Source organism: Ruegeria sp. AO1 (genome assembly GCF_056535985.1).
Window position 1 is genome coordinate 1209182 of record NZ_JBQFJC010000001.1, and the last position, 24270, is coordinate 1233451.

Here is a 24270-nt window from a genome sequence, read left to right on the forward strand (position 1 = left end):
AAGGAACAGAAATGAAACTTGTTCGTTACGGAGCCGAGGGCTCGGAAAAGCCGGCCCTGGTCGACTCTGAGGGTCAATTGCGGGATCTGTCCGCCCATATCAACGATATCACGGGTGACGTGCTGGATGATGGAACGCTTGACAATTTGCGTTCATTGGATCCGAACAACCTGCCAATTGTGGAGGGTGATCCTCGTATCGCACCATGTGTCGGTGACATTGGTAAGTTTCTCTGCATCGGTTTGAACTACTCGGACCATGCTGCAGAAACCGGCGCAGATATTCCCGAGCATCCAATACTTTTTTTCAAGGCTAACTCAGCGGTCATTGGGGCATATGACGATGTCGTCATGCCGCGAGGATCTACACACACCGACTGGGAATGTGAACTGGGTGTCGTCATCGGTAAGACGGCCAAATACGTTTCCAAGGCCGACGCGCTCGAACATGTTGCGGGCTATTGCATCGTAAACGATGTGTCAGAAAGACATTTTCAAACTCAACTGACCGGTCAATGGACCAAAGGCAAGTCTTGCGACACATTCGGCCCTACTGGTCCGTGGCTAGTGACCCGGGATGAGGTGCCGGATCCTCAAAGCCTTGGGATGTCACTGGATGTAAATGGCCAGCGCATGCAAACCGGGAATACTGCTACGATGATCTTTTCCGTTGCCGAGATCATTGAGCATCTAAGTCAACTTTTCACACTGTACCCAGGTGACGTCATTTCAACTGGAACACCGCCCGGTGTTGGAATGGGGATCAAACCGGAACCCATTTACCTGAAAAAAGGCGACGTCATGGAGCTTCGCATCGATGGACTTGGTGTTCAGCGGCAAGAGGTCGGCCAAGATGACTGACTTATTGCAAATCGGAGGGATCACTGAACGGATGCGAGAGCGCCTGTCCGCAGCGTTCGACATCCATCAATTGGACGATTTCGACGCGGAAAATGTTACGCATATCGTTACGAACGGGCACGATGGTGTTCCGCATGACCTGATGACATCACTCAGTAATCTGAAGATGATCAGTGTCTATGGGGTCGGCTACGACGCCGTCGACGCGAACGCCGCGGCTGAGCGTGGGATTGTTGTGACGCACACACCCAATGTGTTGAACAAAGAAGTCGCAACCACCGCCGTTCTGCTATTGCTGTCATGTTACCGAGAACTCATACGTGACGATGACTACGTTCGGTCCGGACGGTGGGAAGTTGAAGGCAATGCCCCTTTGACGCGGTCTGCGGACAATCAAAAAATAGGCATTCTTGGTCTTGGTCGCATTGGTCAGGCGATCGTTGATAAGTTGGAGCCGTGGGCCCCCGAAATTTCTTATCACACCCGCAGTCAAAAGGATGTCGCTTACCGGTATTTCGACAATTTGGTTGAAATGGCGGAACATGTGGACGTCCTCATATGTATAACGCCCGGCGGCCCGTCGACCAATAAGCTGGTCAACGCTGAGGTGCTGCGCGCGTTGGGGGCAGGCGGCACTTTAATAAACGTTAGTCGAGGTTCGGTCGTCGACGAAACTGCCCTCATCAATGCATTGCAAAACGGTGAGCTTGGGTGGGCGGCGCTTGATGTTTTTGAGGACGAACCGCGTGTTCCAAAAGCATTGCGCGAGCTGTCCAATGTCACTCTGCTCCCTCACGCTGGTAGCGCGACTATTGAGACACGAGCAGCAATGGGTGACCTAACCGTCGACAACCTCCTGCAACACCTTAAGGACGGATCGGTGATCACAGCTGTGCCAGAATGCAGAAATCTGTAACAGGCTGATCCGAAAAGTGTTTGAGTTTGCTGTTGCGGTTTTCTTTCTGCTGATTACGCCGGGCCCAGGTGTTTTAACAACTGCGGGTATTGGATCAGCATTTGGTTTTCGAGCCGGACTCGCCTTCGTCGCTGGTTTGATGCTCGGCGGGTTCATCAACATGATGTTGGTTGTCTCTGGTGTCGCTGCGGTAGCTTTGGCCATTCCGGTGCTTAGAACTTTCCTGCTATTTGCCTCTGTCGGGTATTTGGGATTTCTCGCCTGGCGTATTGCTAGCGCTGGCTCAAAGGTCGGGTTTTCCCCTGCGGTCTCGCCACTTGGTTTTGCGAACGGGCTGACACTTCAGTTCATTAATCCCAAGGCTTACGTGGTCGGCACAGCATTGTTTTCAGGGTTTGCCTTTTTGCCCGATGCGCCCGTTTGGGAGGTCGTCATAAAACTCATAGTTTTCAATATGATTTGGGTGCCAGTGCACATGATTTGGCTGGGTGCTGGCGCAAAGCTGGGCAGCCTTGATTTAAGCGAGAGATCGCATCAAAGGATCAACTTTGCGATGGCAGCTTCGTTGATGGTTGTTGTGGTGATTGCATTGGCGTCGGCGCTTTAGACGACGCGTACGTCAGTCGTACCTAACAGTCGATTGAACGCCACAAATCAAAGTGACGCCGTTATTCCACCATCGACATAGAGCGTATGTCCATTGACGAAACTGGATGCAGGGGACGCAAGGAAAATGGCGGCACCGACAAGTTCTTCTACATTGCCCCAGCGACCGGCCGGGGTACGTTTCTCCAGCCACGCACTGAACTCTGGGTCGGCAACCAATGCAGCGTTCAAAGGAGTATCGAAATATCCAGGCGCAATGGCATTGCAGTTTAGACCATACTTAGCCCAATCAGTTGCCATTCCTTTTGTCAGGTTGGTTACGGCACCTTTTGTTGCCGTGTAGGGCGCAATACCTGGTCGTGCCAATGCGGATTGAACCGACGCAATGTTGATGACCTTACCTGACTTTCTTTCAATCATGTGCCGTGCCACAGCCTGACCGACGTGAAAGACGGACGCGACATTTGTCTGCAATAGGCGCTCGAAGGCATCAGCGGGGAAATCCTGTAACTCCGTCCTGTGTTGCATACCGGCGTTGTTGATCAAGATGTCGATGGGGCCGACGTTCTCTTCAAAGTTGTCCACTGCAGATCGGACACCTTCATGATCGGTCGCATCGAATGAAAGTTCATTTACCGAGGCGCCTGTTTCGCTCAACTCGGATGCGGCTGCCGCTAGTTTCGCGGTGTCGCGCCCGTTCAAAACGACCTGCGCACCGGCGGCAGCCAAGCCACGAGCCAACGCAAATCCAATGCCTTGGCTAGAGCCTGTTACGAGTGCGCGTGTTCCCTTTAGGTTGAACATTTCAAGCGTCATGCAAAAATCCCTTGGTTGTCAGCACCGACTATCCGTATCTTTTGGCAATCTGTATAGGGAGTCCGTGCAATGTCTTCGGCCAGTGTTGCTGTTGTTATCCATGCCGCAAAAGATCTGAGGTTGGAAAACCGGGACGTTCACGACGTGGGGCCGGACGAAGTCTTGATTGCCATGCGCGCGGGTGGGATTTGCGGCTCTGACCTGCATTATTATAACCACGGTGGTTTCGGTGCGATCAAGTTGCGTCAACCTATGGTGCTAGGACATGAAGTCGCCGGGGAAATCGTGAAAGCTGGGTCAAGCGTGCAGGGGCTACACCTAGGTCAACTGGTTGCAGTTTCTCCATCCCGCCCTTGCCAAGCCTGCACTTATTGTCTGAACGGGCAGCAAAACCACTGTCTTGATATGAAGTTCTATGGCAGCGCGATGCCGTTCCCACATATCCAAGGCGCTTTTCAAAGCAAGCTCGTGGCGAAGGCCAGTCAATGCGTTCCGGCAGATGGGTTGAGCCCTGCGCAGGCCGCCATGGCCGAACCTCTGGCGGTCTGTTTGCACGCGATTAAACAAGCCGGGAGCCTCCTGGGTAAAACGGTACTCATCACGGGATGCGGTCCGATCGGCTGCCTCACGATCTTGGCGGCACGTCGTTCTGGAGCGGCCAGAATAGTGGCGACGGATATCTCGGACCAGACCCTCGCTCTGGCGCGTGAATGCGGGGCAGACGATGTCATCAACACCTACGCCGATCCGCAAAAACTGGAGCAGTTTGAAAAGGACAAGGGCCAAGTTGATGTCCAACTGGAGTGTTCCGGGGCTCAATCGGCTCTGGCTTCTGGTGTCGCTTGCTTGCGACCGGGTGGAACATTGGTTCAGCTTGGTCTGGGCGGAGATATGACAGTGCCGATGCAGGCGTTGACTGCGAAAGAGATAGTGCTTCGCGGGTCTTTCCGTTTCCATTCCGAATTCTCAGTCGCGGTCGAGATGATGCGAAGCGGACTAATAAATGTCGACCTGTTGGTGACGCATTCCTTCGAGGTAGGCGAGGCCGTCACGGCTTTCGAGGTCGCGTCTGATCGAAGCCAATCAATGAAGGTGCAGTTAACTTTTCCGGATACTGGCAATGGATAGACGAACGCGTGATATTGCAAAGACTTATGAACGAGATGGTTTCGTAGCTCCGCTGGATATCCTGACAGCTTCTGAGGTCCAAACGCTGCGCGATGATTTTGAGAAAGCAGAGCGCATTCTCAGAGACGACCCAGAGAAACTCAAGCTTCTATATTCGTATCCGGACAGGCTGATACAATCATTCGATGCACTTCTTCGCCATCCGAAGCTGATTGAGGCTGCTTCAACGGTGTTAGGGCCGGACCTCATGGTTTGGAGCGGTGCACTTTTCGTAAAAGAAGCGCGATCATCGAAAATAGTCTCGTGGCACCAGGACTTGACCTATTGGGGACTGGATGATGCTGAAGAGGTTACCTGTTGGGTTGCGATTTCAGAAGCGTCCGAGCAAAGCGGGTGTATGAAGTTTGTTCCTGGCAGCCACAAAAGCCGTATCGTGCCTCACGTGGACACCTTCAGCGAAAACAACCTTTTGTCACGTGGGCAGGAAATCGCAGTCGATGTGAACGAAGGAGATGCAGTCGCTGCCGAATTGCGTGCGGGGCAGGCGTCCATGCATCACGGGCATCTTTTCCACGCATCAGGACCCAATAACACAGACGATAGACGCATTGGTGCGGCGTTGCGTTTCATAAAACCCTCAATGAAACAGAAAAACGGTGTGAAAACCTTGGTTGCGCTAGTCGCAGGGCGAGATGATTTTGGGCATTTCTCAGTTGCGTCCTCCCCTCAGGGCTTTTTGCATGAGGAGGATTTCGTTGTGTGTCAAAGGGATGCAGACCGCAAAAAACAAATACTCTTCGCAGGAGTAAAGTGACGCCCCTTGGCAAGCTCAGAACCATTGTTCCATCGGCCCGGAAGCCGACCTAAATCGCGAAAACTAGTGGATATTCAAAAGTTCTCGTCGCAGCTCAGCCTTTCCTCCATTGGGCGAAAAGTTGTAGAGGAAGTCTACGGCAAGCTCGAAATCAAAATAGTCACTGGAAGCTCTTAAAGTATTCTGCTTAATTCTTAATTTGCGCTCGTTGCGCTCAGCGCCTCTTCCTTTGTTTTGACCTTTTCAGTTACTTCGCTCCAATATGAACCACTCTTTTTGTCAATGTGATTTTCCAATACTTTGAAAGCATTTTGGAAATCACCCTGGTTCACTGCCTTGACGAGTTCAATGTGCTGCTTGTGAGATCTCGACATATGCCGAGGGTGGCGGCCGAGCCTGTTGCCCACGGCTGAGACTTTCAAAGCTATTGTCTGATAGGCGTCATTGAGGAACCTATTGTTCGCGCAATCGAAAATACACTGGTGGAAGATAGTGTCCTGACGAAGATATTCCGCATCATTTCCGGAATCTCTTGCCAGATTCATTTCTTGAACGGATTTATCCAGTTCGACATGGAGCCTTTTGCTTTTGGTTTGCATAGCGAATTTTAACGCCGCGGTTTCAAGGCAAACGCGCGCATCGATTAGTTTGTCGAGTTCGTCAGGTTCAAGATCAAATACGAATGATCCACGTTGAGGTTCGACGACCAATAGCCCTTCCATTTCAAGTCTATTGATCGCTTCACGTACCGGCGTTCGACTAACTTTCAGTTCTTTGGCAATTTTAGCTTCCGAAAGCTGTTCACCTAGATCGAACTCGCCGCTTACAATGCGGTCTTTCAGGTTTTCAGCCACTAACTCGGTTAATGATTTTGGGCGGTTGAATAGAGCCATTTGTTTCCCCTATCAGGACTGTATCAACCGAAACACTGGCATTCAATGTGTTAGGGTCAGTGCCCAATGACTATCGAGCGGTCTTGTCAGATTAACTCTGTCAGATTGGGACAGGGTGGTTGCTGAGCTTTTTCCCTATGACCAGACCCACCTCTTTCAAATAATTCAAAACTAGTCCCCAGTTCATCCACCTAGCTGTTGTGCTGTATATCCGTTTCCCGCTCTCGTTTCAGAATGTCGAAGATCTACTGCAGGAGCGAGGCATTGACATGAGCCGTGAAACTATCCGCTATTGGTGGAACAAGTTCGGCCCGATGTTTGCTGCTTTGATCAGAAGCAGGCCAGTTTGGCAACTGCGCGCGTTCGCCAAATGGAAGCGGCACATGGGTTAGGTTTTCGTGAAGGTGAATGGCGAGCGACATTGACTTTGGCGGGCCGTTGATCACGAAGGAGAGGTGCTAAAAGCTATTGTCACCAAACGTCGAAAAATACTTCAGAACTGAAATTCCTTAGGAGGTTGATGAAGCGGCACGGTTGCGCCGAAGAAAGAGATCGTCAAAGATCGCTTCGCTTCCTACAAGTCTGCGTTCAGAGAAATGGGTGCAATGGAAAAACAACAGACGGGTAGGTGGCTCAACAACCGTGCTGAGAACTCTCACTTGCCGTTCCGATGAAGAGAACGAGCCATGCAACGTTTCAGGAGTTTGCGAAGTCTACAGAAATTCGCCTCCGTCCAATCCTTCGTCTACAACCACTTCAATCAGGGAAGATCGCTCGCCAGCAGAGGTATTTTCAAGCTGACGCGCACCGCCGCTCTCGCCGAGTGACGTGAACTTGGTGTGGCAAAAAAGGCAGCTATACTGGCCTAGCTGAGTCTGCTTCGAGTTTGTTTGATAGCAACTCCCGACACGACCGAGATCAACAGTCTTCTGGTGATGGAGTTTGCGCTGGTCTACGCCAACGATTGGTTCATGTTGCCTCTGACCATGCTTGCGGGATCTGTTGCAAGGTTGCGTGGACTAAACGTAACAAACGACTTTGGCGAACGGCTCTGGATCGAGGCAGCAAGCAAGGGCGATGATCAGGACTGGCAACGCTGGTCCATGTATAACCTCGCCACACACGGGTCCGACGACATTACCGCCGATACCATCCTCCTGTTGATCCCCTCTGCCCCGAAAATCCACGAAGGGCGCCTGCTGGAGGCGGCGGAGCTGATCGGCGACGAGATGACAAACATGGTTTGGGGGATCGAGCCCTGTGTGCCTTTGCCCACAGCGAACGCCGATTTGGCCTTGTGGCGGGCGCGAGACCCGGCGTTACTTTAAACGTCTGTTCGACGAGCGTGTGCCGTTTCCTAAGCCAACCGATCCTTTGGAAAACGACGCCGCTTGGCGCTACCACGTCATGCCTCGCGTGCCCGAGAACTGGATCCCGTTTATCCCGGTGCATGTGCCGGGCAGCATCCGCGAAATCCAGCTGCGCCGCGCTGCGATGCCCCGCCTGATCGACGGTGACCCGATCCCGCCGGAGCCCATCAGGTCGCGCAGCGACCTGCTGCGTCACATTCTTGGCAGTGGCGATCCCTACGATATCCACGAAGAGGAAGTCCCGCGCGCTGGGATCGAGGTCAGTCAAAGCTTCCAGCGGACCCGCTTGTATGGTGGTGCGGTTTTCACAAGGTTTGGTGCGCGCAAGCAAACAGGGCGCGGCGAAAAATCAAGTGGCCTTCGCTTTGATCAACTTCGCCGCAAGCGCCGATCGACCTGACCGCCGCTTGCCCGCTCTTGTCAGCCCTTTGGCTTATCGATCCTTAGGAGCGTTGCTGCTGATCCACTGACCGAACCATCCTCCTGACGCTGGATCATGACAATCTCATATTCGCCAGGCTCTGCTTCTCCGGTCTGAATGCCCCCGATGATCATCGGCACCAGTCGCCCCGGGCCCGCGCAGATCGGTACCCTGATGCGATGCAGCGGCGACAACAGGATGACCTCGCGCCCCTCATGCACACCGCGTCGCCACGGCGGACGCACAGACGGGTGAAAGGCGGTCAAAGTGTCGTTGATCGTTGACGGAAGACGACCGGTGATGCGATCGCGCAGCACTTTGTTTTCAAACAGATCAGACATCCTCAGGAGACGGCCCAGCCGGTCATTTTCGATCCGGAACGGTGTGTCGGGGCCCTGATCCTCGCCCCACAAAACCTGGCGAGTCAGCGCCGGATCCATCAGATCAAGGAACAGCTGGACCTGTCGGGGCAGACGGCCCCGGTTGATCTCGACATGGACGCACTTGGCCCGGTTCTCGATATTGCCGACAACGGCAATCGCCCGGAAATCAGCGCCCGGTGCGGTATCTGCATCGACGATCGAGATGTTTTTCTGCGCCAGGTTGTTGTCGTCCCAGACGTGATTGCCAGTGGGTGTCGGCCCATCATGCGGTGTAATTTCCGCCAGAAGGCATGGGTGCCAGTTGACGTCGCCGCCCGCCGTCGGAACCGTGGCCGGCGGAACAAGCCCAGCAGGCCAGGGCACAACGACGGTTTGGTCCGCCCCGGGGGCGACGCCCGTCACCTTGGCCTCTCCAATGAAATAGGTGCCGGGCACCATTGGCGAGGGCAGGGGATCACCTGGCCCGTTAGTAGGTTGCCAACTGGTCGGATAGGTGAACTCCAACCCCGGGAAATGCGCGATTGAAATGCGGACCCATGCATCAAGCGAGGCTGTGGTGCCATTGTTGGCGACGCGCAGACAGATCCAGTTCTGTTGTCCGCGGATCGGCGCCTGATGCGGTCCGGCGATGGCATAGCTGGCCGGGAAGGCCGCCGGATCAGTGTCCGGGTCAGAGGTCCGGCACCAGATATCGGGACTGTTCCAGAACTGGCCGATCGTTGCGACCGATCCGCTGTCGGACAGGTTGTCGCGGATGACAAGGTCTCGGTTGGCCATGTTGTCGATAGCGCCCTGCACAGCCGCCGCAGCATCAAGCCGTCCATAGCCGTACCAGCCGCTTCTGACCGGCGCCAGACCAGAGGTCACCGACGGGTCGCCATTGATATCAAGCCATTGCCCGGTAGGGTCGGTATTTGTGGGATCAAGCTTGATCGCGGTGTCACGCATGATCTCTCGCGCTTCGATATGGGTCAGTCTAGGATCTGCAGACAAAACAAGGGCGCCGATCCCGGCGGCCAGCGGCGTCGCCGAAGAGGTGCCGCCAAAGTTGTTCTTGTGATTGGCCGGGCCGGTCACAACGACATCACCTGAGGCGTGATCATTCATCAGGCCGCCTCCCCACCCAGAGAAACCACCGACCCAGCCCTGAATAGTCAGGGTGTTGGTGCCTGCGTTGACCGCCGTGACCTGGGCCGGTTCGCTTCCCACCGCACCAAACGGTCCAAGGTGAATAACCGCATTGACGGCAAAACCTGCGGTACTGGCCACGGAAATTGTCGTGGCGCCAGCACTAGCCGCTGCCGTCAGCGTGGTGGTTGCCGTAATCCGGCTTGGCAGGTTCCCCGCGCCCAGATGCGCCGAGGACCAAGGCATGAACCCGGTATTGGGGTTGTGAATCGTTCCCAGCGCATCCTGCGAGGGGGTACAAAAATCAATTGGACCCCAGCCGGAATAGGGCCCCCGGATCTCGGTAGTGCCGTCATCATCGAGCGACGACGCCGCAATCGCGATGCACTTTTCATACGCCCCATACGGCCGCCAGGTGGTGATGTTCATGTTTTGGTTGCCGGTCGAGAAGAAACAAAGCGTTCCCTTTCCTCCGCGCCCAAAGGTTGTAACAAAATCCAGCGCGGCCTGCGCGGTGCCCGAAAGCACTGACCCGGCCCCTGGTGTCAGGCTGCAGGTGATGACATCCGCGCCCTTCGCCGGAGGTGCGGCCGGAAACCCTGCCAGCGGACTTTGCGGATCGAAACCGGCCATCCAGATATACTGGTCAGCCACCTCGATATCGACATAAGGCAACCGACCCGCAACCAGCATGGTCTGCACATTCGGAGCTGACCCAACCACGCCCCTGGCCCCGAAGGGGGTCGGATTGTTGGCCATCGCGACCGACACGCCCGCAACACCGGATCCGTGATCGTCCCAGGGCGCATCATTGTTGGCCACCATCAGTTCAAAATCGAAACTGGTCAGGACTTTGGGCTGGCCGTTCGACAAGGTCCCGTCATAGTCCGAGTTGGTGGGCACTCCTCCTGCCGTCTGTGTGCCGGAATCCCACACAGCCAACAGAATATCTGGGTCACCAAAGGTATCCAACCCTGCGTCCTGAAGGTTCTGCCATGCATCCTCCAACCCGATCAGCTGGCGGTCCCAAAGCCCTGGCCAAAGGGTGTCCCCGGGGGTGATCGCATCAAGCTCGGGCGAGACCACGACGCTGGGCTCGGCCCATTCCACATCCTCGCGCGCGGCAAGCTTTTCGATCACATCCAGCAGCTCATCGGGGCTGCCGTCCCACTCAAATACAAAGGCACCATCGGCATAAACAAGCCCGCGCTGGACGCGAAAGCCAAACTCGCGGGCGATCTTGCGAACCTCTTCGATCCGTGGACCGGTGAACTTGACCACAACTTCACGGGTCAGAAAACTGAACCCGCCTTCCCGGGTTTGCACCACGATACCGACATGCTCGATGGTCTCGGCGCGGGTCAGTTGGGCAAGGGCCTCACCGCGGTTTGCTGACCCGACCCGAAACAGCCGCATCCCTGCCCGACGGGCCAGGTCAGGGATCTTCTCCGCGGCCATTCCAAGGTCAGCGGCGATATCGTCGGCTTCGCCACCCTGATCGCGAAACTTGCGATCAAGTACCACACCGATCAGGTCCGGATCTGCGGTGATCGGTACCCGGACTTTGCCACGAAAATAAGTCCGCGCACCTTCCTCCCCCAGAATAAAGATCTCGTTGTTTTCGCCGTCGCCGACAAGGGCGCCACGTACCTGTTTTTCCATCCCTGATTGCGTAACGGTCAGCGTCACCGGCCCCGGTTTCAGCTTGCGGGCGATATAGTGACCTGTGGGCTTGTCAAAAGGGACACTAACCTCTTCACCATCCTGACCACCGGTGCGCACCACAACCTTGGAATTCGGCTGAACCTCGTCTTTGGCGTTTACAACTAGAATACGCAAATAGGCCGGAACACGCTTGTCTTCTGACATCGGGAAAACTCCTTGCAAGAATTGGCCATTTTGGCCATAAATATCTAAAAAATATACCTAAAATTATGTTCATTAGATCGACTAAAATACGCCGATCTGTTCCAATAGATTATCACAAGTCACGACGATTCTCAATCTTGTCGCCTGCCACCCGTCGCGGTCATGGGCCGGTTCGGCGCCGCTTCAGCGCCCGAGCAAAAAACGCCTTTGTCGCGGGCGCGCGATACAGCGTTTCAGGCACATGCTAATTCTGTGTAAATTCGCCTCCGTCCATTCCTCCGTATACAACCACTTCAACTAGGAAAGAGCGCCGGCCAGCAGAGATACCTTCAATCTAGACACGAACCGCCACTCTCGCCGAGTGGCGTCAGCTTTGTTCCGGTTAGTTTCACGTTTTCTGCGGCAAACTGAAACTAGTTCGAATGCGTCCAAAAGCACTATCCCTATTGTCAGGTCAGGCTTCTTGCAGTGTCGCCTCAGGTAGTTGATGATTCCGTCGCGTTGCCTCGCGAATGAGCTTTACTGATTTAAGTAAAATACGATGCTGATCAGGCGAAAATTGCCGGATCAATCCGATCCACAGGCGTTATGACATCGGCGGGAATGTTCAGGCGTTCGGCCGCCTTTCTCAGGCTTTCTTCATCCGGGGCTTCGTACAAGCAATACGTTTTGCGCTTGTCTGCACTGAGAAACGAAAAAATCCACTCGACGCCGACTTCGTCATTGATTTCTTTGATGTGAATCTTGTCATCGTCTGTGACGTTAAGCTGCTCGGCGAAATTTCTTTCAATTATGTACCTTGGCATAAAGTCCCCCAAACCTGATTAATAACCTTAACTCGCTACTCCTTCGAGCTTTGATCTGAGGGAAACCATACTCAATTTCTGTGAAATTGCCAACGCTTCCCCTTCCAGTTGAAACGCCTGTTCCACATCATTCTGGCGCCCGCGCCGCCTTAATGCAGTTGCATATGCCGCCTTGCTGTGCGCGACCCAAGGTGGGCATTTCATGCGCGTGTCAAGTTCTATGGCCTTCTCGAACATCTTCTCAGCGGCATCCCAGTCCTTCAGAACCGTGCCCAGACAACCGAGGCGTCGCGCGGCCGCGCCAGTGCATACTGTAGTGGCCCCAGCGGTGATCGTCAGGTCTTCATAAGGAGCAAGCATTCCATAGAGTGTCTTGGCGTGTTCCTGATGCTCAATGGCGACACATATGTCAGCCAGATAGGACAATGTCGTTGAATACATGGCGTCGGGGGGAAGATCGAAGCCATTGGCAGCCATTTCATTCAGTATTCGTTCGGCAGGTTCCTTGTATCCAAGCTCGGCAGCGATAAGCCCAAAGCCGGGCTTCCACGAAATGTCTTCGGGGCTGTCTGTCATCAATTTCTTGATCACAGGCGCAACTTCGTGCAGTCGATTTTGCTCGCGGCGGATCGTGAACATCTGAACTCCAAAGACGCCCTCAACATGTTCGCCGTGGGTCTTTCGACCAATCTTCACCGCCTCTGTGGCGTGTTTCTCGGCTTGCTCAAGATCGCCGTCCATAATTGCAACCATGGCGCGTGCGTGTTTCTGAACCCAATAGAGTTGCAGATGATTGCCCTTTTCCGAAATTTCGGTAAGCAAACCCAGAGAGTGGTCCATCAATTCACGGTCGGCCATCTCGGCGCCTACAAACAAGCTCAGAGTTCGGTCCCGCCCTTGATCGATACTTCCAAGATGCTCGGCCACCCCGTGCATGGCCTCCAGATTTTCGCGCCAATGGCGGGCCTCTCTCCCCTTCCGCGCAACGAATGGGGCCCCAAAATGCATCATCATTACCGAGAACTGGGATTTATAGTCTCCCAGTTTTGCGGCCAGTTCCATGGACTTCTGGCCGAAACGCGCACCTTCGGAGAACTGACCGACGAACATGTGCGCGCGCGCGAGTTGGCTCATCAATCTGCACCGACGGACTTCATCGGCATCGGGCAAGTCTTTTAATGCATTGTCGCAGAGATCGATTGCTTCATTGTGCCTTTCGCTAGACATCATGCATGAGTCAGCGAAATGGTTGGCCGCGTCAGCGGCCAATTCCACATCGTGCACCGCCCGGGCCGCGTTGGAGGCGTCTTTCAGAACTGCAATACCTTCAGGCAATTGACCCAGGCTGTCGTGGCTGCGGCCAACAAGAATCTTGCCTTTGATCAATTCTGTTTTGGAGTCTGAGCCAAGTTTTTCAGCAGCTTGCAACGTTTCTCTGGCGTTCGTCATCGCCTCCTGGCTGGCAGATCGCGCCAACGCCATTTCTGTCGCAATTCGCCATTTTTCGAACGCAGCCCTCCAATCCTCAGCTTCTGAAAGGTGTCGGGCGACCAGTTCGGGACGACGCGCGATCTCGGCGGACCTTGTCTGTATCAACGCACGCGCCACATCTGCGTGTTGTTGTTTTCGAGTTGAGCTTAGCATGGACTGATAGGCGGTATCGCGAATAAGGGCATGACGGAACACAAAGTGCCCGCGATTGTGACCGCTTTCGAAGACTATGCCAGTTCGCGAAAGTTCTTCGAGGCATTTGTCGATATCAGAATCTGCAAGACGCATCGCCGCATTCAATATGCTCGGCTCAAACTCTCTGCCAACAACAGACCCTGTAAGCGCAACCTGTTTTGCCTTAGGCGAAACCGCATCAAGACGCGCCATCAACGCGCCTTTCAAAGACGAGGGTATGTGGATTTGCCCTTGCTCACCAGCCTCCACAATCGTTCGCGTCAATTCCTCCACGAACAAAGGTACACCGTCAGTCTTTTCAATGATTTTAGCAATCAAGGTATCGTCCGGTTTCTTGCCTGTGATGTTTGCCACGAGGTGTGAAACATGCGCAGAATCGAACCGGCGCAGTACTAGTGACTGAACGTGCGTGTCCCCATCGTCGCGGGCCAATTCCCACCCAGGCCTGTGGGTAATCAGGATCATCAGAGGAAGGTCGCTGGAAATCGACTTAAAGCGCTCCAACAAGGCTTGTGTGGAAGGATCGATCCAATGCGCATCTTCTACACACAGAACAACCGGGCACACGTCTGATCGCACCTGCACTGTGTGAATCAAAGTTTGGATTGTCATGTCGCGCTGCTCCTGCGGCGACATCTCGAGCACCTTTTGGGCCAGCGCACTACGAGGTGCAACCAAAGCTGCGAAGACAGGTAGAACTTGTTCCCAGTCCAGTCCGCGCCGTCCTTCCAGCATCTTCCTTACATGTTCAAGGATCAGATTGTCATCGAAGTCCGGTTCGACACCTGCGTCCTGGGATATCCGTTGGGCAACCGGATGAAAGGGGCTACTGCTGAGATAAGGAGAACAATTCAGCCTTATGATATCTGCCTGGTCGTTCGCGGTGATATCTGCGAGGAATTCCTCTGTAAGTCGCGATTTCCCAATCCCGGCTTCACCAGACAGCAACACAACCTCTCCATGACCATTCTGGGCACGTTGCCATGATTGCAGCAGAATACCCTTTTCGTAGTCCCGGCCGATCATAACACTGTCGACATCATCGCGATGTGCGGCCCGAAACCGGCTTTCCGCACTGCGTTCTGACACCACTTTCAGCAGAGTACGAGGTTCTGCAAAACCCTTTAGTTCTTTCTTACCAAGAGATTTGTATTCAAAAATCCGATGCAAGGCGGTCTCGGTTTCTTCTGCCGACAACACGACCGAGTTTGGTTCCGCAAATTCTTGAATCCGTGCCGCAAGATTGACAACTGGGCCCGTCATGGCCCCTTCTTCATATGTGTTTTCACCGATATTATCGCCGACAACGACATCACCACTCGCAATGCCCAGCCTTACTGACAAGCGCTCTCCGTCCGGGGTTTTGAGTTCGCTGACGCGATGAACGGCCTCAAGACCGGCTTTGATGGCCCGAATTGCGTGATCTTCGTAGGCCCTCGGCCAGCCAAAAAACACGAGAAGACCGTCGCCCAAGTATTTTGCAACATAGCCACCATATCGACTTACGGCGCCCGCAACGGCGTCTTGGTAGTTCTGTAGCAAGTCCCGCATATCTTCGGGGTCGAAACGATTGGTGAGTTCCGTCGAGCCGACCAGATCGGCAAACAAAACAGTTACGTGGCGCTTCTCTGCAGTGGCCGGCTCACCATGCTTACTTTTGAGTGGATCGTCACTTTGTGAATGGTTTGAGATGGGCGCGTTTACGTTTTCCGGGGGGTGTTCACGGGATGCTTGTGGCGATGAAGTTGCGCGTTGCTGGCCACTTAGCTCTTGCACTGCGGCGAGGATGATCTTGCGGTGGCCAAGGCTCACCCCGAGCTCTTTTAAGTCGTCGTCTGACAGAAGTGGCAAAACACGCGCATCGATATCATTTGCCGCAAAAACATCTGCGTACTGACTCAGTTCGAGATCTTTCAACCACTTTACAATTTCGACCGACATCTTTGGATCATGCTGGGATACGCATCACTAATCAAGAATACGCATTCAAAACGGGATGACCTTTGATGAACAGCTGCAGAATACCTTTACCTTCAGATCAACCGATTAGGTCGGTTCTTGCCTCAGCATTCTAGAATTGCGCAACTTGCCAATTAGCTGCACGTATTTGATGATTTGTCTTTGAAGAGAGCTTTGTCCGCGATGGGCGAGTACGCACTGCGCTAGGCCATATGGCGCGGTGAACATCTCCTTTGATTGGCCGAGACGCGGCATACAGACTCAGCTACTTAGGGCAGCTTTGCACCGCCCAAGATGAACCAACCCGGCACACTACTACAGATGCTGCGCCGCCTCTGAAGTCGGTTGTGAGCCCACTTTGCCGGGTGCTGCACTGCGCAAGAACGTTTGCACTCGGGAAGCGCGCCAAAAACGATCTTTTTTGACGCCCACAACACCAACGAACAATCGCAAAATTCGCTGAGTGACTTGTGAGTTGTTTGTCTGCTTTGAGTCAGGAGCGGTGTTCACATTATTATTGCATTATTGCGTGCGAAAGTTTGCATTGCTTTAGTATTTATAATTTTTCCGCGGTTCCATTGGGAGATTTATCTAATGCGATTGACGTTTTTGACTGTATGTATTTGTGCTTTGCCAACGCTCGCGGTCGCCGCATATGTTGGGCAGGAAGCAATTGACGGCTGTATCGACCAATTGCGCGAAGTCGGTGGGCCAGATGGACAAGGTGGCACGGTGCTCTCCACCGAGTTTTCCGAAGCAAACTCGCTTGTTATGTTGCAAGATAGAGGCGAAACAATCTGGCGATGCCTTGTCTCAAACGATGGTCAGGTTGCCGAATTGAGCGTTGCACAAGCCGCAGATGACGGCGGTGGTGCGATGGCGGGCTCTTCTGGCACAGGCGCGCCAAGCACGGAGCGCGTGCAGTTCGCAAGTGGCACTTCCGGTGCGGAGCTGACCGGCTCTCTCCTGCCACAAGAGAGCCGGCGGTATATCCTGGGTGCGCGCGACGGTCAGTTCCTTTATTTCCGTCTCGCCGCGAACGGACCCGGAATGACTTATGTGATCTATAATCCGGACGGGTCTGTGCTGCTCGATGAAACGGGCGCGGCGCAAGAGTATCGTGGGCAGCTCTGGCAGTCGGGAGATCACGTGATCGAAGTCTACAACACTTCGAACGGTGCACAGTCCTACAACGTGATCTTTGGCATCGAATGACATGAATACGGAAGAGTTTCCGCATCAAATTGGAGAATCCAATAAGAAATCGTTTATGCTGGTTTGTGCATTTGCGACACTCTGCGCAGTGGCGGGTTGCGTGGAGACTTCAAGCCCCACGGCACCTTCAACTGACCAACCGTCCGTGGGAAGCTCCACCGATCTTTCCGCATTTGAAGGTGCGCGGGCCGGTCAGGCCGAGATGGGCATACAAAACCTCGGCTATGAGTTGATCCGGACAGACGGTCTAACTGCCTTCTGGTTTAACCGCAGCACGGGTGCCTGCGCACGCATCGCGACTGCCGATGGCCGTTATTCGGATGTCACTATGCTGCCCGCCGCAGATTGCTAATGCTCTAGGTCGTGGCTGAACACTTTGTCTGATTGAAAGGAAGCTCCATGAAATACACGCTTGCAGCCGCAACACTGTTCGTCGTTTTGGCAGGATGTGCAGAAGAGCAATCCTTCACCACGGAAGCGGATATTTCCGAAGCAAACCGGAACACCGAATGCCCCGTTGATGTATCGGAAGCGGATCGCGCCAACTATCTTGCGTGCAACTAACCTGACATCGGCATCCGGAGAGTTTCACTTTAACATACCGAAGAGATTAAGCAGTGTCAGGATCCGCAAATACCTGTCGTTGGGTTGTTCGAACCGTAGGGGTCTTTTACCTCATGGCACTTGCGCTGCTTCTGGTCGGCACCTTCGGGCTTTTTGGTCAGCAGCGAGACCCTTTGTCCGGTATATTCCTGCTGCCCATAGGATTGCCATGGGTTCCTTTGACAGATTGTTTTCCAGAGGCTTGGCGTCCGTGGCTTGCAAGTCTGGCTCCGGCGCTCAATCTTGTAATCCTAACGTTGCTTTGCCGTCGCATAAAACGACGCCACTAGACATCATTTCAGTTATTTGAAAGGGACGCTGTGAGCCTTGATATTCCACATATGATTGTCACCGTAGCAATCAGCTTTGCTGTCCTCTGGGGCCTCGACCAGACGACACTTTTTGCGAACATGCCGAAACGAAAAGCAACAGTGCTTAAGTTTGTCACCCTATTCGTTGCAATCTTAATTCTGAACCTAATCTGGCCTTACGGGTCGAAGGGCTAACCAGAGACGCAGCTTTGAGGATCGTAGCTGCAGATCGGTAGTACACCGACGTCGCGCCTTTCGAAGGCAGCCGACCGTCCAAGTTCGAAGTGACGGCGTAATGGTTGCGAAACACTGATGCGAGGAACATAGAGTCACAGGGTTCACCGACATCCACGTGCAGTCTTTTTTGAGATCGGGTGCCTTGTCTGCAGAACGATTGATCGCTGTGACGACTAAATCCTTTGCGAGCGCAGCATCGAGGACAAGCTTACCTCTCCACCCATTCACGCCCAAAAGAACGGGCTAAAAAACCTTCTCCTTTCGATCAGGAACTGCACTTGCGACCTGCCCTCAGGCGGAGAGGCAAATCTTGTTGCTGTCCGGATCCCTGACGTAGGCCGAGAAACGCGGTCCCCGTTGGTTCGGCTCGCCTTCGCTCGTGCCACCTAGCTCGATGGCCAACGCATACAGCCTTTCGACCTCTTCAGCCGACCCGACGCTGAAGCCGACCATGGTTCCGTTTCCATTGGTGGCAGGGTTTTCGTCGAACGGGATGGCTACTGCAAAGGCAATGCCAGGTCCGAGCCAGTACGTCATTCTGTCGGTGGGCGAGACACGCTCCATACCCGTTTGACCAAAAAGCTGATCATAAAAGTGCGTTGCGGCGGCCATGTCGTTGGTACCGACGACGAAGTAGTTCATTTGCATGGTGCGATGTCCTTTGAAGATAGCGCGGAGTGTTGAGAGCGTCACTGATGGGTCAGTCTGAAGAACTCGATCAGTTGACCGTTCGGATCGGTGATCTTGAGCAGGTGGATGCCCGGCTCTTCGATGATCTTTGGAGCGGCCACGCCGGCGGCAATGGCACGGGCGTGCAAGACTTCCAGATCGGCGGATTGCAGGTAGGGAACCGCGCCCGAACCTGCCTCGGCCCCCGGTGCGTACTTATCCCGTGACACGATCGCGAACCAGCCACCAGCCACGTCGAACGCCACGAATTCTGGTAGCCCGATTGTCGGTTCACTGTCGAACAGGGCGCGGTAGAAAGCCTCCGATTCCTCCATGTTGTCGGTCGGCACATAGGCGCCCATGGCCATGATCGTCGCAGTTCCCCGCCGCTCGGAAGACTCCGCTGCGAGTGTTGTTGGCAGAACAGCGGCGAGGGTTAAGGCAATGAAACGTCTCATATTCTAATCTCCTTGGTTGAAGCCTTTCCTGCTTTTACCTCGCCTATGCTGACAGCGTGTTGTCAGCATGGTGTCAGTATGATCTGTTTCTTAGAAAGGAGATCACATGAGGCGCGGCGACAGGCTATTTGAAGTCATCGAGATTCTGAGGCGCGCCAAAGGCCCGATCTCAGCCCAGTCCATTGGTGAGGAACTGGGCGTGACCAAACGCACGGTGTATCGCGATATTGCTGCGCTGATGGGGCAGGGCGTGCCAATAAATGGCGAGGCGGGGGTCGGCTATGCGTTGGAGCCCGGCTTTCATATGCCACCGCTGATGCTCACCCCGGATGAGATCGAGGCCGTTACGCTTGGTGTGCTGTGGGTCCAGACCCGAGGCGAACCCGAGCTTGCGCTAGCGGCTGAGAAGCTGATCACCAAGCTGGAAGCTGTCGCACCTGACAAGTACCGGACGTCGTTTCTTCAGCCGGCGGTCAGCGTCGCGCCCGTCACTCAGCCGGATGAAGTACTCGGCGCGGCGGCAATTCGTCTGGCCATTCGGTGTCGCAAAAAGATAGCCTTGAAGTATTCAGATAACTCAGGCCCAAAGACCCGTCGCGTGATATGGCCCATACTGCTGGGTTATCGAGACACCAGCCGCATCATCGCCGCATGGTGCGAGATGCGAGAAGGTTTTCGTTACTTTCGGACAGAGCGGATCATTGACGCGGAGGTCCTCGAAGACAGTATTCCTCGGCGAATGGACCTACTCCTCGCCGAATGGCGCGATGCAGGTGATGCAGAACGAAAGCGCTATGAAGAAGGGGCATAGGGCGGGGCTTGCCGCAGGACCGCTTTGCGAAATCTGCAGCGCTGCTTTAGCAACGGCTCGTTTGGGCCGTAACCGCCAGTTTCTTGGAGTGGACCGAAGGTTGGCTTCGTCCGCAAAGCAGGTATTGAGCGAAATTCGCTGAACGCCAGCATCGAGCCCACAGCACAAAGGCTTGAAGGGCAGCGCGCCTAGGTTCTGCTTTGCAATTTACTTGCAGATCGGCAATTCCAACGGCGGCTGTTTGGGCAAAGATGCTCTCCAACTATTTATGATCGGCTGTAGGCTGCTTTTGGGCCAAAACTTTGGTTCACCAATCGCTTTTAGGCAAGCTGCGTTCCAGTAAACTCCAGCTCGAGAAAGTGATTTTCCCTTTTTTACCGCCTTGGCGACAGCGTTTATGTCTTTGGATTCTGGGTAGATATACAGGGTTGTTGGGTTCCCTTCTACAAGCGCCAAAATCTCTTTTGAGGCGGATTGTGACCAGGTTGTGCAACCATTGCTACGACCACCAGTGTAGTTCACAAGCCTTCCGTAAGGGACATAGCCATCGTTGTCTGCATGCGTGCTTTGAGGGTTTTTGAACCTGCATTGCCACTTCAGGAAGACAGCCGGATGGCCTCCGATGGCGCGCTCGCGGGCATTGCTCGTTTCTCCTTCACCATCAAACAAAAGAAACGTGCGGTAGAACGGCTGCGTTTTGCCGGAATGACTGTGGTAGCCTTTGAAGGACGTGCGGGTTTCAGCCGTCACATAGGCGCCTCCGGCGGTTAGTTTAGAGCCCTCTGCATTGCTGAAGTTCTTCGCGCATTGTCGGCCATTCGAAAAATTGGCGCGCTGGAGTTTTCGGCCATTGCCATAGCCGGACGAAACCGCTCGGAACGACTTTTGTGACTCGCAGATGACGTAAAAACGCTTGCCCGGATTGCCGTTTCTTGCAGTGCTGGGGCGGGTTGCGTCCTTGGCCAGGTAGCAAGGGTTCCTGACTTCGCCTCGGCGTAGTTTCTTGATGTAAAGCGCTCGTGCCCTTTCCAGAACGATCGGCGCGATTTGCCCCTCACCTGTACCCACGTGCTTTTGTAGCCACGCTGGAACATCTTGCGTTATCGCATTGGCGCGGTCCGGTAGGGCGCCCACCGACATGGCGATTGTTATGACCGAGAGTGCGAGACGGAGTGAATTCGGTAGCAACGGGAAATCTCCTGCTAGAATGTCCTCGGGTTCAGTCTACCACAGTTCTTGCGCGCTAGGATGCTGGCCAAGTTTACAAGCGAAGTCTCCTGTTGCCTCAAATCCCACTTTTCGTTTGCAGAGGCTTTCTTACATCTAGGACAATAAATCCTAGGATGTTGCGCAGGTGTCTGGACATTCCGAGATTTGCTTCCAAATGAATGCCATGATTACACGTCGCAAGTTCCTGTTGGTAACCGCAGCCGCAATTTGTGCTCCGTATATTGCGCGGGGACAAGCGGTGGCACTGAATGATGCAATCAGCGGTCTTCCCCAGTTGCATTCACTTCAAATTCAACGCGGAAACGAGGTCATTTTCGCGCAGGCCCAACAGGGTGCAGGCCTAGATAGACCGGCCAACATAAAGTCGTGTTCGAAAAGCATTGTGGCTTTGTTGCTTGGGACGGCGATCGACCGGCGGGAAATCCCATCTGTAGATGCCACCTTGCAGGAGGTCGCGCCGCGACTTTTGCCCGCTAATGCGACACCCGGTTCCGAAAGCATTACGATGGAGGATCTGGTGACGCTGCGGGCAGGACTCGAAAGAACCTCGGGCAGCAACTACGGAGAATGGATCAACTCTCCCAACTGGATCGCGGACGCGTTGACACGACCGATGGTTGCTGAACCCGGAGAGCAGATGCTCTATTCTACAGGATCGACCCATGTGCTTGGCGCAGCGTTGACCGTGGCGACCGGACAAAGCCTATTGAGACTGACGCGAGAGAGGCTGGGTGCACCACTTGGTATCGAGATTCCCGCTTGGACGAAGGATCCACAGGGTTACTACTTGGGTGGGAACGAAATGGCGATTACGCCGAGTTCGATGTTGAAGATCGCGGTGTTGCTTCGGGACCGCGGGGCTTTTGCCAACACGCAAATCATTCCTGAGCGTTGGGTTTTGGAATCGACCAAGCCGCACGGCCGTTCACCTTTCTCTGGACTAGACTACGGCTATGGCTGGTTTCTTTCCCCTTCGGGCTATGCATTGGCGCGTGGGTATGGAGGCCAAATCATAGCGGCCCATCCTGAGCGAAACCTTGCTGTCGCAATCACCTCTGATCCTACGCGTCCAGCCCGTTCTGGAGGATACTTTGGAGATTTGGTCAGTTTGCTGGATGGTCCGATTTTAAACGCGACCTAGGGGGACCTTTTCAAAAACACTGTTAAGGGTTGGTCACGTTTGGCCTCAACTGAGTTGGATTATCAAACAGCTTTCTTCTTCGGTGGAGCGACGGAGCATCTGGACAGCTGATCAAGTTACTCTTCTGAAAGGTGAAAGAGGAAGTGGCCTACTTGACTATGTTCCGACAGTCTCGCTTTGCGGGTCGAGACAGTTCCATCAAAAAAACTTGCTCAGATTGAATTTGCTTGAGTGGCGCGATCTTTGCGCGGCATTGAGGACTGTTCCAACTGGCGCAATTGAGATTGGTTCGAATTTGTCTGAGAGCAATGCTCAGTTCTTTCAAAAGATTTTGTAGGCGGCCGAGAGTGGCGGCATTGGCTCTCAAATCGGAAATCACGAAACATGTTTTTTGAAGGTTGTTTTCGAGCCGCGAGCCGCCGCTGGCACGAGTTGCCTACAACGTCGGCTGCGAGTTCACAGACGCTTGATGAATACTGCTCTGTTTTCCTGTATGGTTCGGTTGCCAAGTTTGGCCAAACAGCTCTTGGTTTTCTCGATCAGCATCGAAGGTGTAGTGAAAAATTACCTTAAGAATTTGGTTTAAGCTATTGATATAATTGGGATAACTGCCCGTGACTAGTCTGAAATCAATCCACCATGCTGCAGTCATTTGTTCGGACTATGAACGGTCCAAGGCGTTTTACTCAGAGACGCTAGGTTTAAGAATTGTTGCGGAGAATTTCAGGGCTGAGCGGCTATCTTGGAAGCTGGATTTGGCGTTGCCGGACGGCTCTCAGATTGAACTGTTTTCCTTTGCCAACCCGCCCAAACGCATGTCTCGTCCAGAAGCACGAGGTCTGCGGCATCTTGCGTTTGTTGTGGATGATATCGAGGCGCAGAAAAACAGCCTGGAACAGAAAGGTGTCCTCGTCGAAGATATCCGTGTCGATGAATATACCGGCCATCGGTTCACTTTCTTCACCGACCCGGACGATCTTCCATTGGAGCTGTATGAAGCGAAGCCGATTGCTATGAAGTGATATTTCTCGTCTTTTAGGCTGAGCGAAGCAGGGAGGAAGGCGCATGGAAGTAAAACCTCTCACCGGTGGATTGGGTGCGGAAATCGTCGGGGCGGACATCCGGCGTGAAGATCAATTCGACGCAATTAAGTCAGCCTTCGTAGAGTATTCCGTTATCGCACTGAGGGGTCAAAGTGTTAGCCCGCAAGAGCATCTGACCTTTGCGAGAAGGTTCGGCCCAATCAATGTGAACCGATTTTTCAAACCGGTGGACGGCCATCCTGAGATTGCCACGGTGTTGAAAGAGAAGGATCAGAAAGAAGCTGTGGGAGAGGGGTGGCATACTGACCACTCCTATGATCAGGAGCCTGCTATGGGCTCGATCCTGCACGCCCTTGAGGTTCCGCCCCATGGTGGCGACACGTTGTTTGTGTCGATGGCTGCCGCCTACGAAGCTTTGTCGCCCACAATGCGTGGTTTCTTAGATGATTTGTGGGCGGTGCATTCCTCTCGCCATGTCTTCGGGGCCAGCATCGTGGACACAGAAGCCGCGAAAAGCGGCCGTTTGGGGAACGCTGACGCTGCCACGCAAGATGCTTTGCACCCCGTTGTCATCACGCATCCTCTTAGCGGTAGGCGAGGGTTGTTCGTCAATCCTGTGTTCACGACCGAAATCAAAGGCTTGAGCGCGGAGGAGTCTGCCGCAGTGCTGGGTATGATTTATGATCATTGCAAGCAGCCTGAATTCCAATGTCGCCTGCGTTGGCAGGAAGGGGACATTGCCATTTGGGATAACAGAGCGACGTGGCACAAAGCGATCAACGACTACCATGGGTTTCGACGTCTTATGCACAGGGTGACCGTGGAAGGGGTCGCTCTGACGCGTTGATGTTGGTAGCGCGCGGCGAATTTCTGCGACTCAGTCAGAGTGTAGGCACG

22 protein-coding genes and 2 pseudogenes are annotated in these 24270 nt (G+C 54.1%); 16 read left to right on the forward strand and 8 right to left on the reverse strand.

The genetic code is table 11. The annotated features are described in order from the left end of the window. Positions 1 to 11: 11 nt before the first annotated feature. From ACR3FB_RS05955 to ACR3FB_RS05965, 3 genes are read left to right on the forward strand one after another with little or no spacing between them, the layout of a single operon-like run. A complete protein-coding gene (locus tag ACR3FB_RS05955; protein ID WP_480565017.1) occupies positions 12 to 860 on the forward strand; it encodes a fumarylacetoacetate hydrolase family protein in 849 nt (282 codons plus the stop codon). Further along, on the forward strand, positions 853 to 1776 hold the full coding sequence (locus ACR3FB_RS05960) for a 2-hydroxyacid dehydrogenase (RefSeq protein ID WP_480565019.1): 924 nt from the start codon (positions 853 to 855) through the stop codon (positions 1774 to 1776). The genes ACR3FB_RS05955 and ACR3FB_RS05960 overlap by 8 nt, the downstream gene beginning before the upstream one ends. Before the next feature lie 16 nt (positions 1777 to 1792). Continuing rightward, positions 1793 to 2383, forward strand: a complete 591-nt coding sequence (locus tag ACR3FB_RS05965) for a LysE family translocator (RefSeq protein WP_480565021.1) — start codon at positions 1793 to 1795, stop codon at positions 2381 to 2383. A gap of 47 nt (positions 2384 to 2430) precedes the next feature. On the opposite strand, the gene ACR3FB_RS05970 is transcribed toward ACR3FB_RS05965, so the two are convergent. Further along, entirely contained in the window at positions 2431 to 3198 is a 768-nt protein-coding gene (locus ACR3FB_RS05970) for an SDR family oxidoreductase (RefSeq protein ID WP_480565023.1), read from the reverse strand. 69 nt (positions 3199 to 3267) lie between these two features. Here ACR3FB_RS05970 and ACR3FB_RS05975 point away from each other — a divergent pair, with 69 nt between their 5' ends. Both ACR3FB_RS05975 and ACR3FB_RS05980 read left to right on the forward strand, forming a co-directional pair. Then, complete coding sequence (locus ACR3FB_RS05975) at positions 3268 to 4326, forward strand: L-idonate 5-dehydrogenase (protein WP_480565025.1); 1059 nt, start codon at positions 3268 to 3270, stop codon at positions 4324 to 4326. Beyond that, the gene (locus ACR3FB_RS05980) at positions 4319 to 5140 is read left to right on the forward strand and encodes a phytanoyl-CoA dioxygenase family protein (RefSeq protein ID WP_480565027.1); all 822 of its coding nucleotides are present in this window, start codon (positions 4319 to 4321) and stop codon (positions 5138 to 5140) included. The genes ACR3FB_RS05975 and ACR3FB_RS05980 overlap by 8 nt, the downstream gene beginning before the upstream one ends. A 194-nt stretch (positions 5141 to 5334) precedes the next feature. Here ACR3FB_RS05980 and ACR3FB_RS05985 read toward each other — a convergent pair whose 3' ends face one another. Next, on the reverse strand, positions 5335 to 6033 hold the full coding sequence (locus ACR3FB_RS05985; protein WP_480565029.1) for a GntR family transcriptional regulator: 699 nt from the start codon (positions 6031 to 6033) through the stop codon (positions 5335 to 5337). A gap of 185 nt (positions 6034 to 6218) precedes the next feature. On the opposite strand from ACR3FB_RS05985, the pseudogene ACR3FB_RS05990 reads away from it, so the two are divergent. The 3 genes and pseudogenes from ACR3FB_RS05990 to ACR3FB_RS06000 all read left to right on the forward strand — a co-directional run bounded on the left by ACR3FB_RS05990 (position 6219) and on the right by ACR3FB_RS06000 (position 7803). Then, positions 6219 to 6860: pseudogene (locus ACR3FB_RS05990) on the forward strand (IS6 family transposase). Between the two features lie 63 nt (positions 6861 to 6923). Continuing rightward, positions 6924 to 7361, forward strand: coding sequence for a hypothetical protein (locus tag ACR3FB_RS05995; protein WP_425083516.1), 438 nt, complete (start codon positions 6924 to 6926; stop codon positions 7359 to 7361). Positions 7362 to 7440: 79 nt separating this feature from the next. Then, complete coding sequence (locus ACR3FB_RS06000) at positions 7441 to 7803, forward strand: hypothetical protein (protein WP_480565032.1); 363 nt, start codon at positions 7441 to 7443, stop codon at positions 7801 to 7803. Between the two features lie 20 nt (positions 7804 to 7823). Here the strand turns inward: ACR3FB_RS06000 and ACR3FB_RS06005 are convergent, their stop codons facing one another. After that, the gene (locus ACR3FB_RS06005; protein ID WP_480565035.1) at positions 7824 to 11204 is read right to left on the reverse strand and encodes a S8 family serine peptidase; all 3381 of its coding nucleotides are present in this window, start codon (positions 11202 to 11204) and stop codon (positions 7824 to 7826) included. Positions 11205 to 11415: 211 nt separating this feature from the next. On the opposite strand from ACR3FB_RS06005, the pseudogene ACR3FB_RS06010 reads away from it, so the two are divergent. Continuing rightward, positions 11416 to 11590, forward strand: a pseudogene (locus ACR3FB_RS06010) (IS6 family transposase); the annotation flags it as partial. Between the two features lie 162 nt (positions 11591 to 11752). Here ACR3FB_RS06010 and ACR3FB_RS06015 read toward each other — a convergent pair. Both ACR3FB_RS06015 and ACR3FB_RS06020 read right to left on the reverse strand, forming a co-directional pair. Next, the gene (locus tag ACR3FB_RS06015) at positions 11753 to 12010 is read right to left on the reverse strand and encodes a DUF4242 domain-containing protein (RefSeq protein WP_170376838.1); all 258 of its coding nucleotides are present in this window, start codon (positions 12008 to 12010) and stop codon (positions 11753 to 11755) included. A 27-nt stretch (positions 12011 to 12037) separates the two neighbouring features. Next, a complete protein-coding gene (locus ACR3FB_RS06020) occupies positions 12038 to 15637 on the reverse strand; it encodes an adenylate/guanylate cyclase domain-containing protein (protein ID WP_480565038.1) in 3600 nt (1199 codons plus the stop codon). A gap of 612 nt (positions 15638 to 16249) precedes the next feature. Here ACR3FB_RS06020 and ACR3FB_RS06025 point away from each other — a divergent pair. From ACR3FB_RS06025 to ACR3FB_RS06035, 3 genes are read left to right on the forward strand one after another with little or no spacing between them, the layout of a single operon-like run. Beyond that, entirely contained in the window at positions 16250 to 16870 is a 621-nt protein-coding gene (locus ACR3FB_RS06025) for a hypothetical protein (protein WP_480565041.1), read from the forward strand. 1 nt (position 16871) lies between these two features. Beyond that, positions 16872 to 17222, forward strand: coding sequence for a hypothetical protein (locus ACR3FB_RS06030; RefSeq protein WP_425083424.1), 351 nt, complete (start codon positions 16872 to 16874; stop codon positions 17220 to 17222). Positions 17223 to 17269: 47 nt separating this feature from the next. Continuing rightward, positions 17270 to 17434 (forward strand): hypothetical protein, encoded by a 165-nt coding sequence (locus ACR3FB_RS06035; RefSeq protein WP_425083423.1) that lies wholly within the window; start codon positions 17270 to 17272, stop codon positions 17432 to 17434. A gap of 878 nt (positions 17435 to 18312) precedes the next feature. On the opposite strand, the gene ACR3FB_RS06040 is transcribed toward ACR3FB_RS06035, so the two are convergent. Further along, a complete protein-coding gene (locus ACR3FB_RS06040) occupies positions 18313 to 18669 on the reverse strand; it encodes a VOC family protein (protein ID WP_170376129.1) in 357 nt (118 codons plus the stop codon). Positions 18670 to 18710: 41 nt separating this feature from the next. Further along, positions 18711 to 19148, reverse strand: a complete 438-nt coding sequence (locus tag ACR3FB_RS06045; protein ID WP_170689768.1) for a VOC family protein — start codon at positions 19146 to 19148, stop codon at positions 18711 to 18713. A gap of 106 nt (positions 19149 to 19254) precedes the next feature. Between ACR3FB_RS06045 and ACR3FB_RS06050 the strand changes: the two genes are divergently transcribed. Beyond that, positions 19255 to 19959, forward strand: a complete 705-nt coding sequence (locus tag ACR3FB_RS06050; RefSeq protein WP_480565044.1) for a helix-turn-helix transcriptional regulator — start codon at positions 19255 to 19257, stop codon at positions 19957 to 19959. A gap of 207 nt (positions 19960 to 20166) precedes the next feature. On the opposite strand, the gene ACR3FB_RS06055 is transcribed toward ACR3FB_RS06050, so the two are convergent. Then, positions 20167 to 21147 (reverse strand): hypothetical protein, encoded by a 981-nt coding sequence (locus ACR3FB_RS06055; protein ID WP_480565047.1) that lies wholly within the window; start codon positions 21145 to 21147, stop codon positions 20167 to 20169. Between the two features lie 205 nt (positions 21148 to 21352). Between ACR3FB_RS06055 and ACR3FB_RS06060 the strand changes: the two genes are divergently transcribed. The 3 genes from ACR3FB_RS06060 (at position 21353) to ACR3FB_RS06070 (ending at position 24220) form a co-directional block, all read left to right on the forward strand. Next, entirely contained in the window at positions 21353 to 22330 is a 978-nt protein-coding gene (locus tag ACR3FB_RS06060; protein ID WP_480566479.1) for a serine hydrolase domain-containing protein, read from the forward strand. A 614-nt stretch (positions 22331 to 22944) separates the two neighbouring features. After that, positions 22945 to 23352: an SMU1112c/YaeR family gloxylase I-like metalloprotein gene (gene gloA2, locus ACR3FB_RS06065; RefSeq protein ID WP_480565050.1), complete on the forward strand. Its 408-nt coding sequence runs from the start codon at positions 22945 to 22947 to the stop codon at positions 23350 to 23352. A gap of 43 nt (positions 23353 to 23395) precedes the next feature. Continuing rightward, on the forward strand, positions 23396 to 24220 hold the full coding sequence (locus ACR3FB_RS06070) for a TauD/TfdA dioxygenase family protein (protein WP_480565053.1): 825 nt from the start codon (positions 23396 to 23398) through the stop codon (positions 24218 to 24220). The last annotated feature ends 50 nt before the right edge of the window (positions 24221 to 24270 follow it).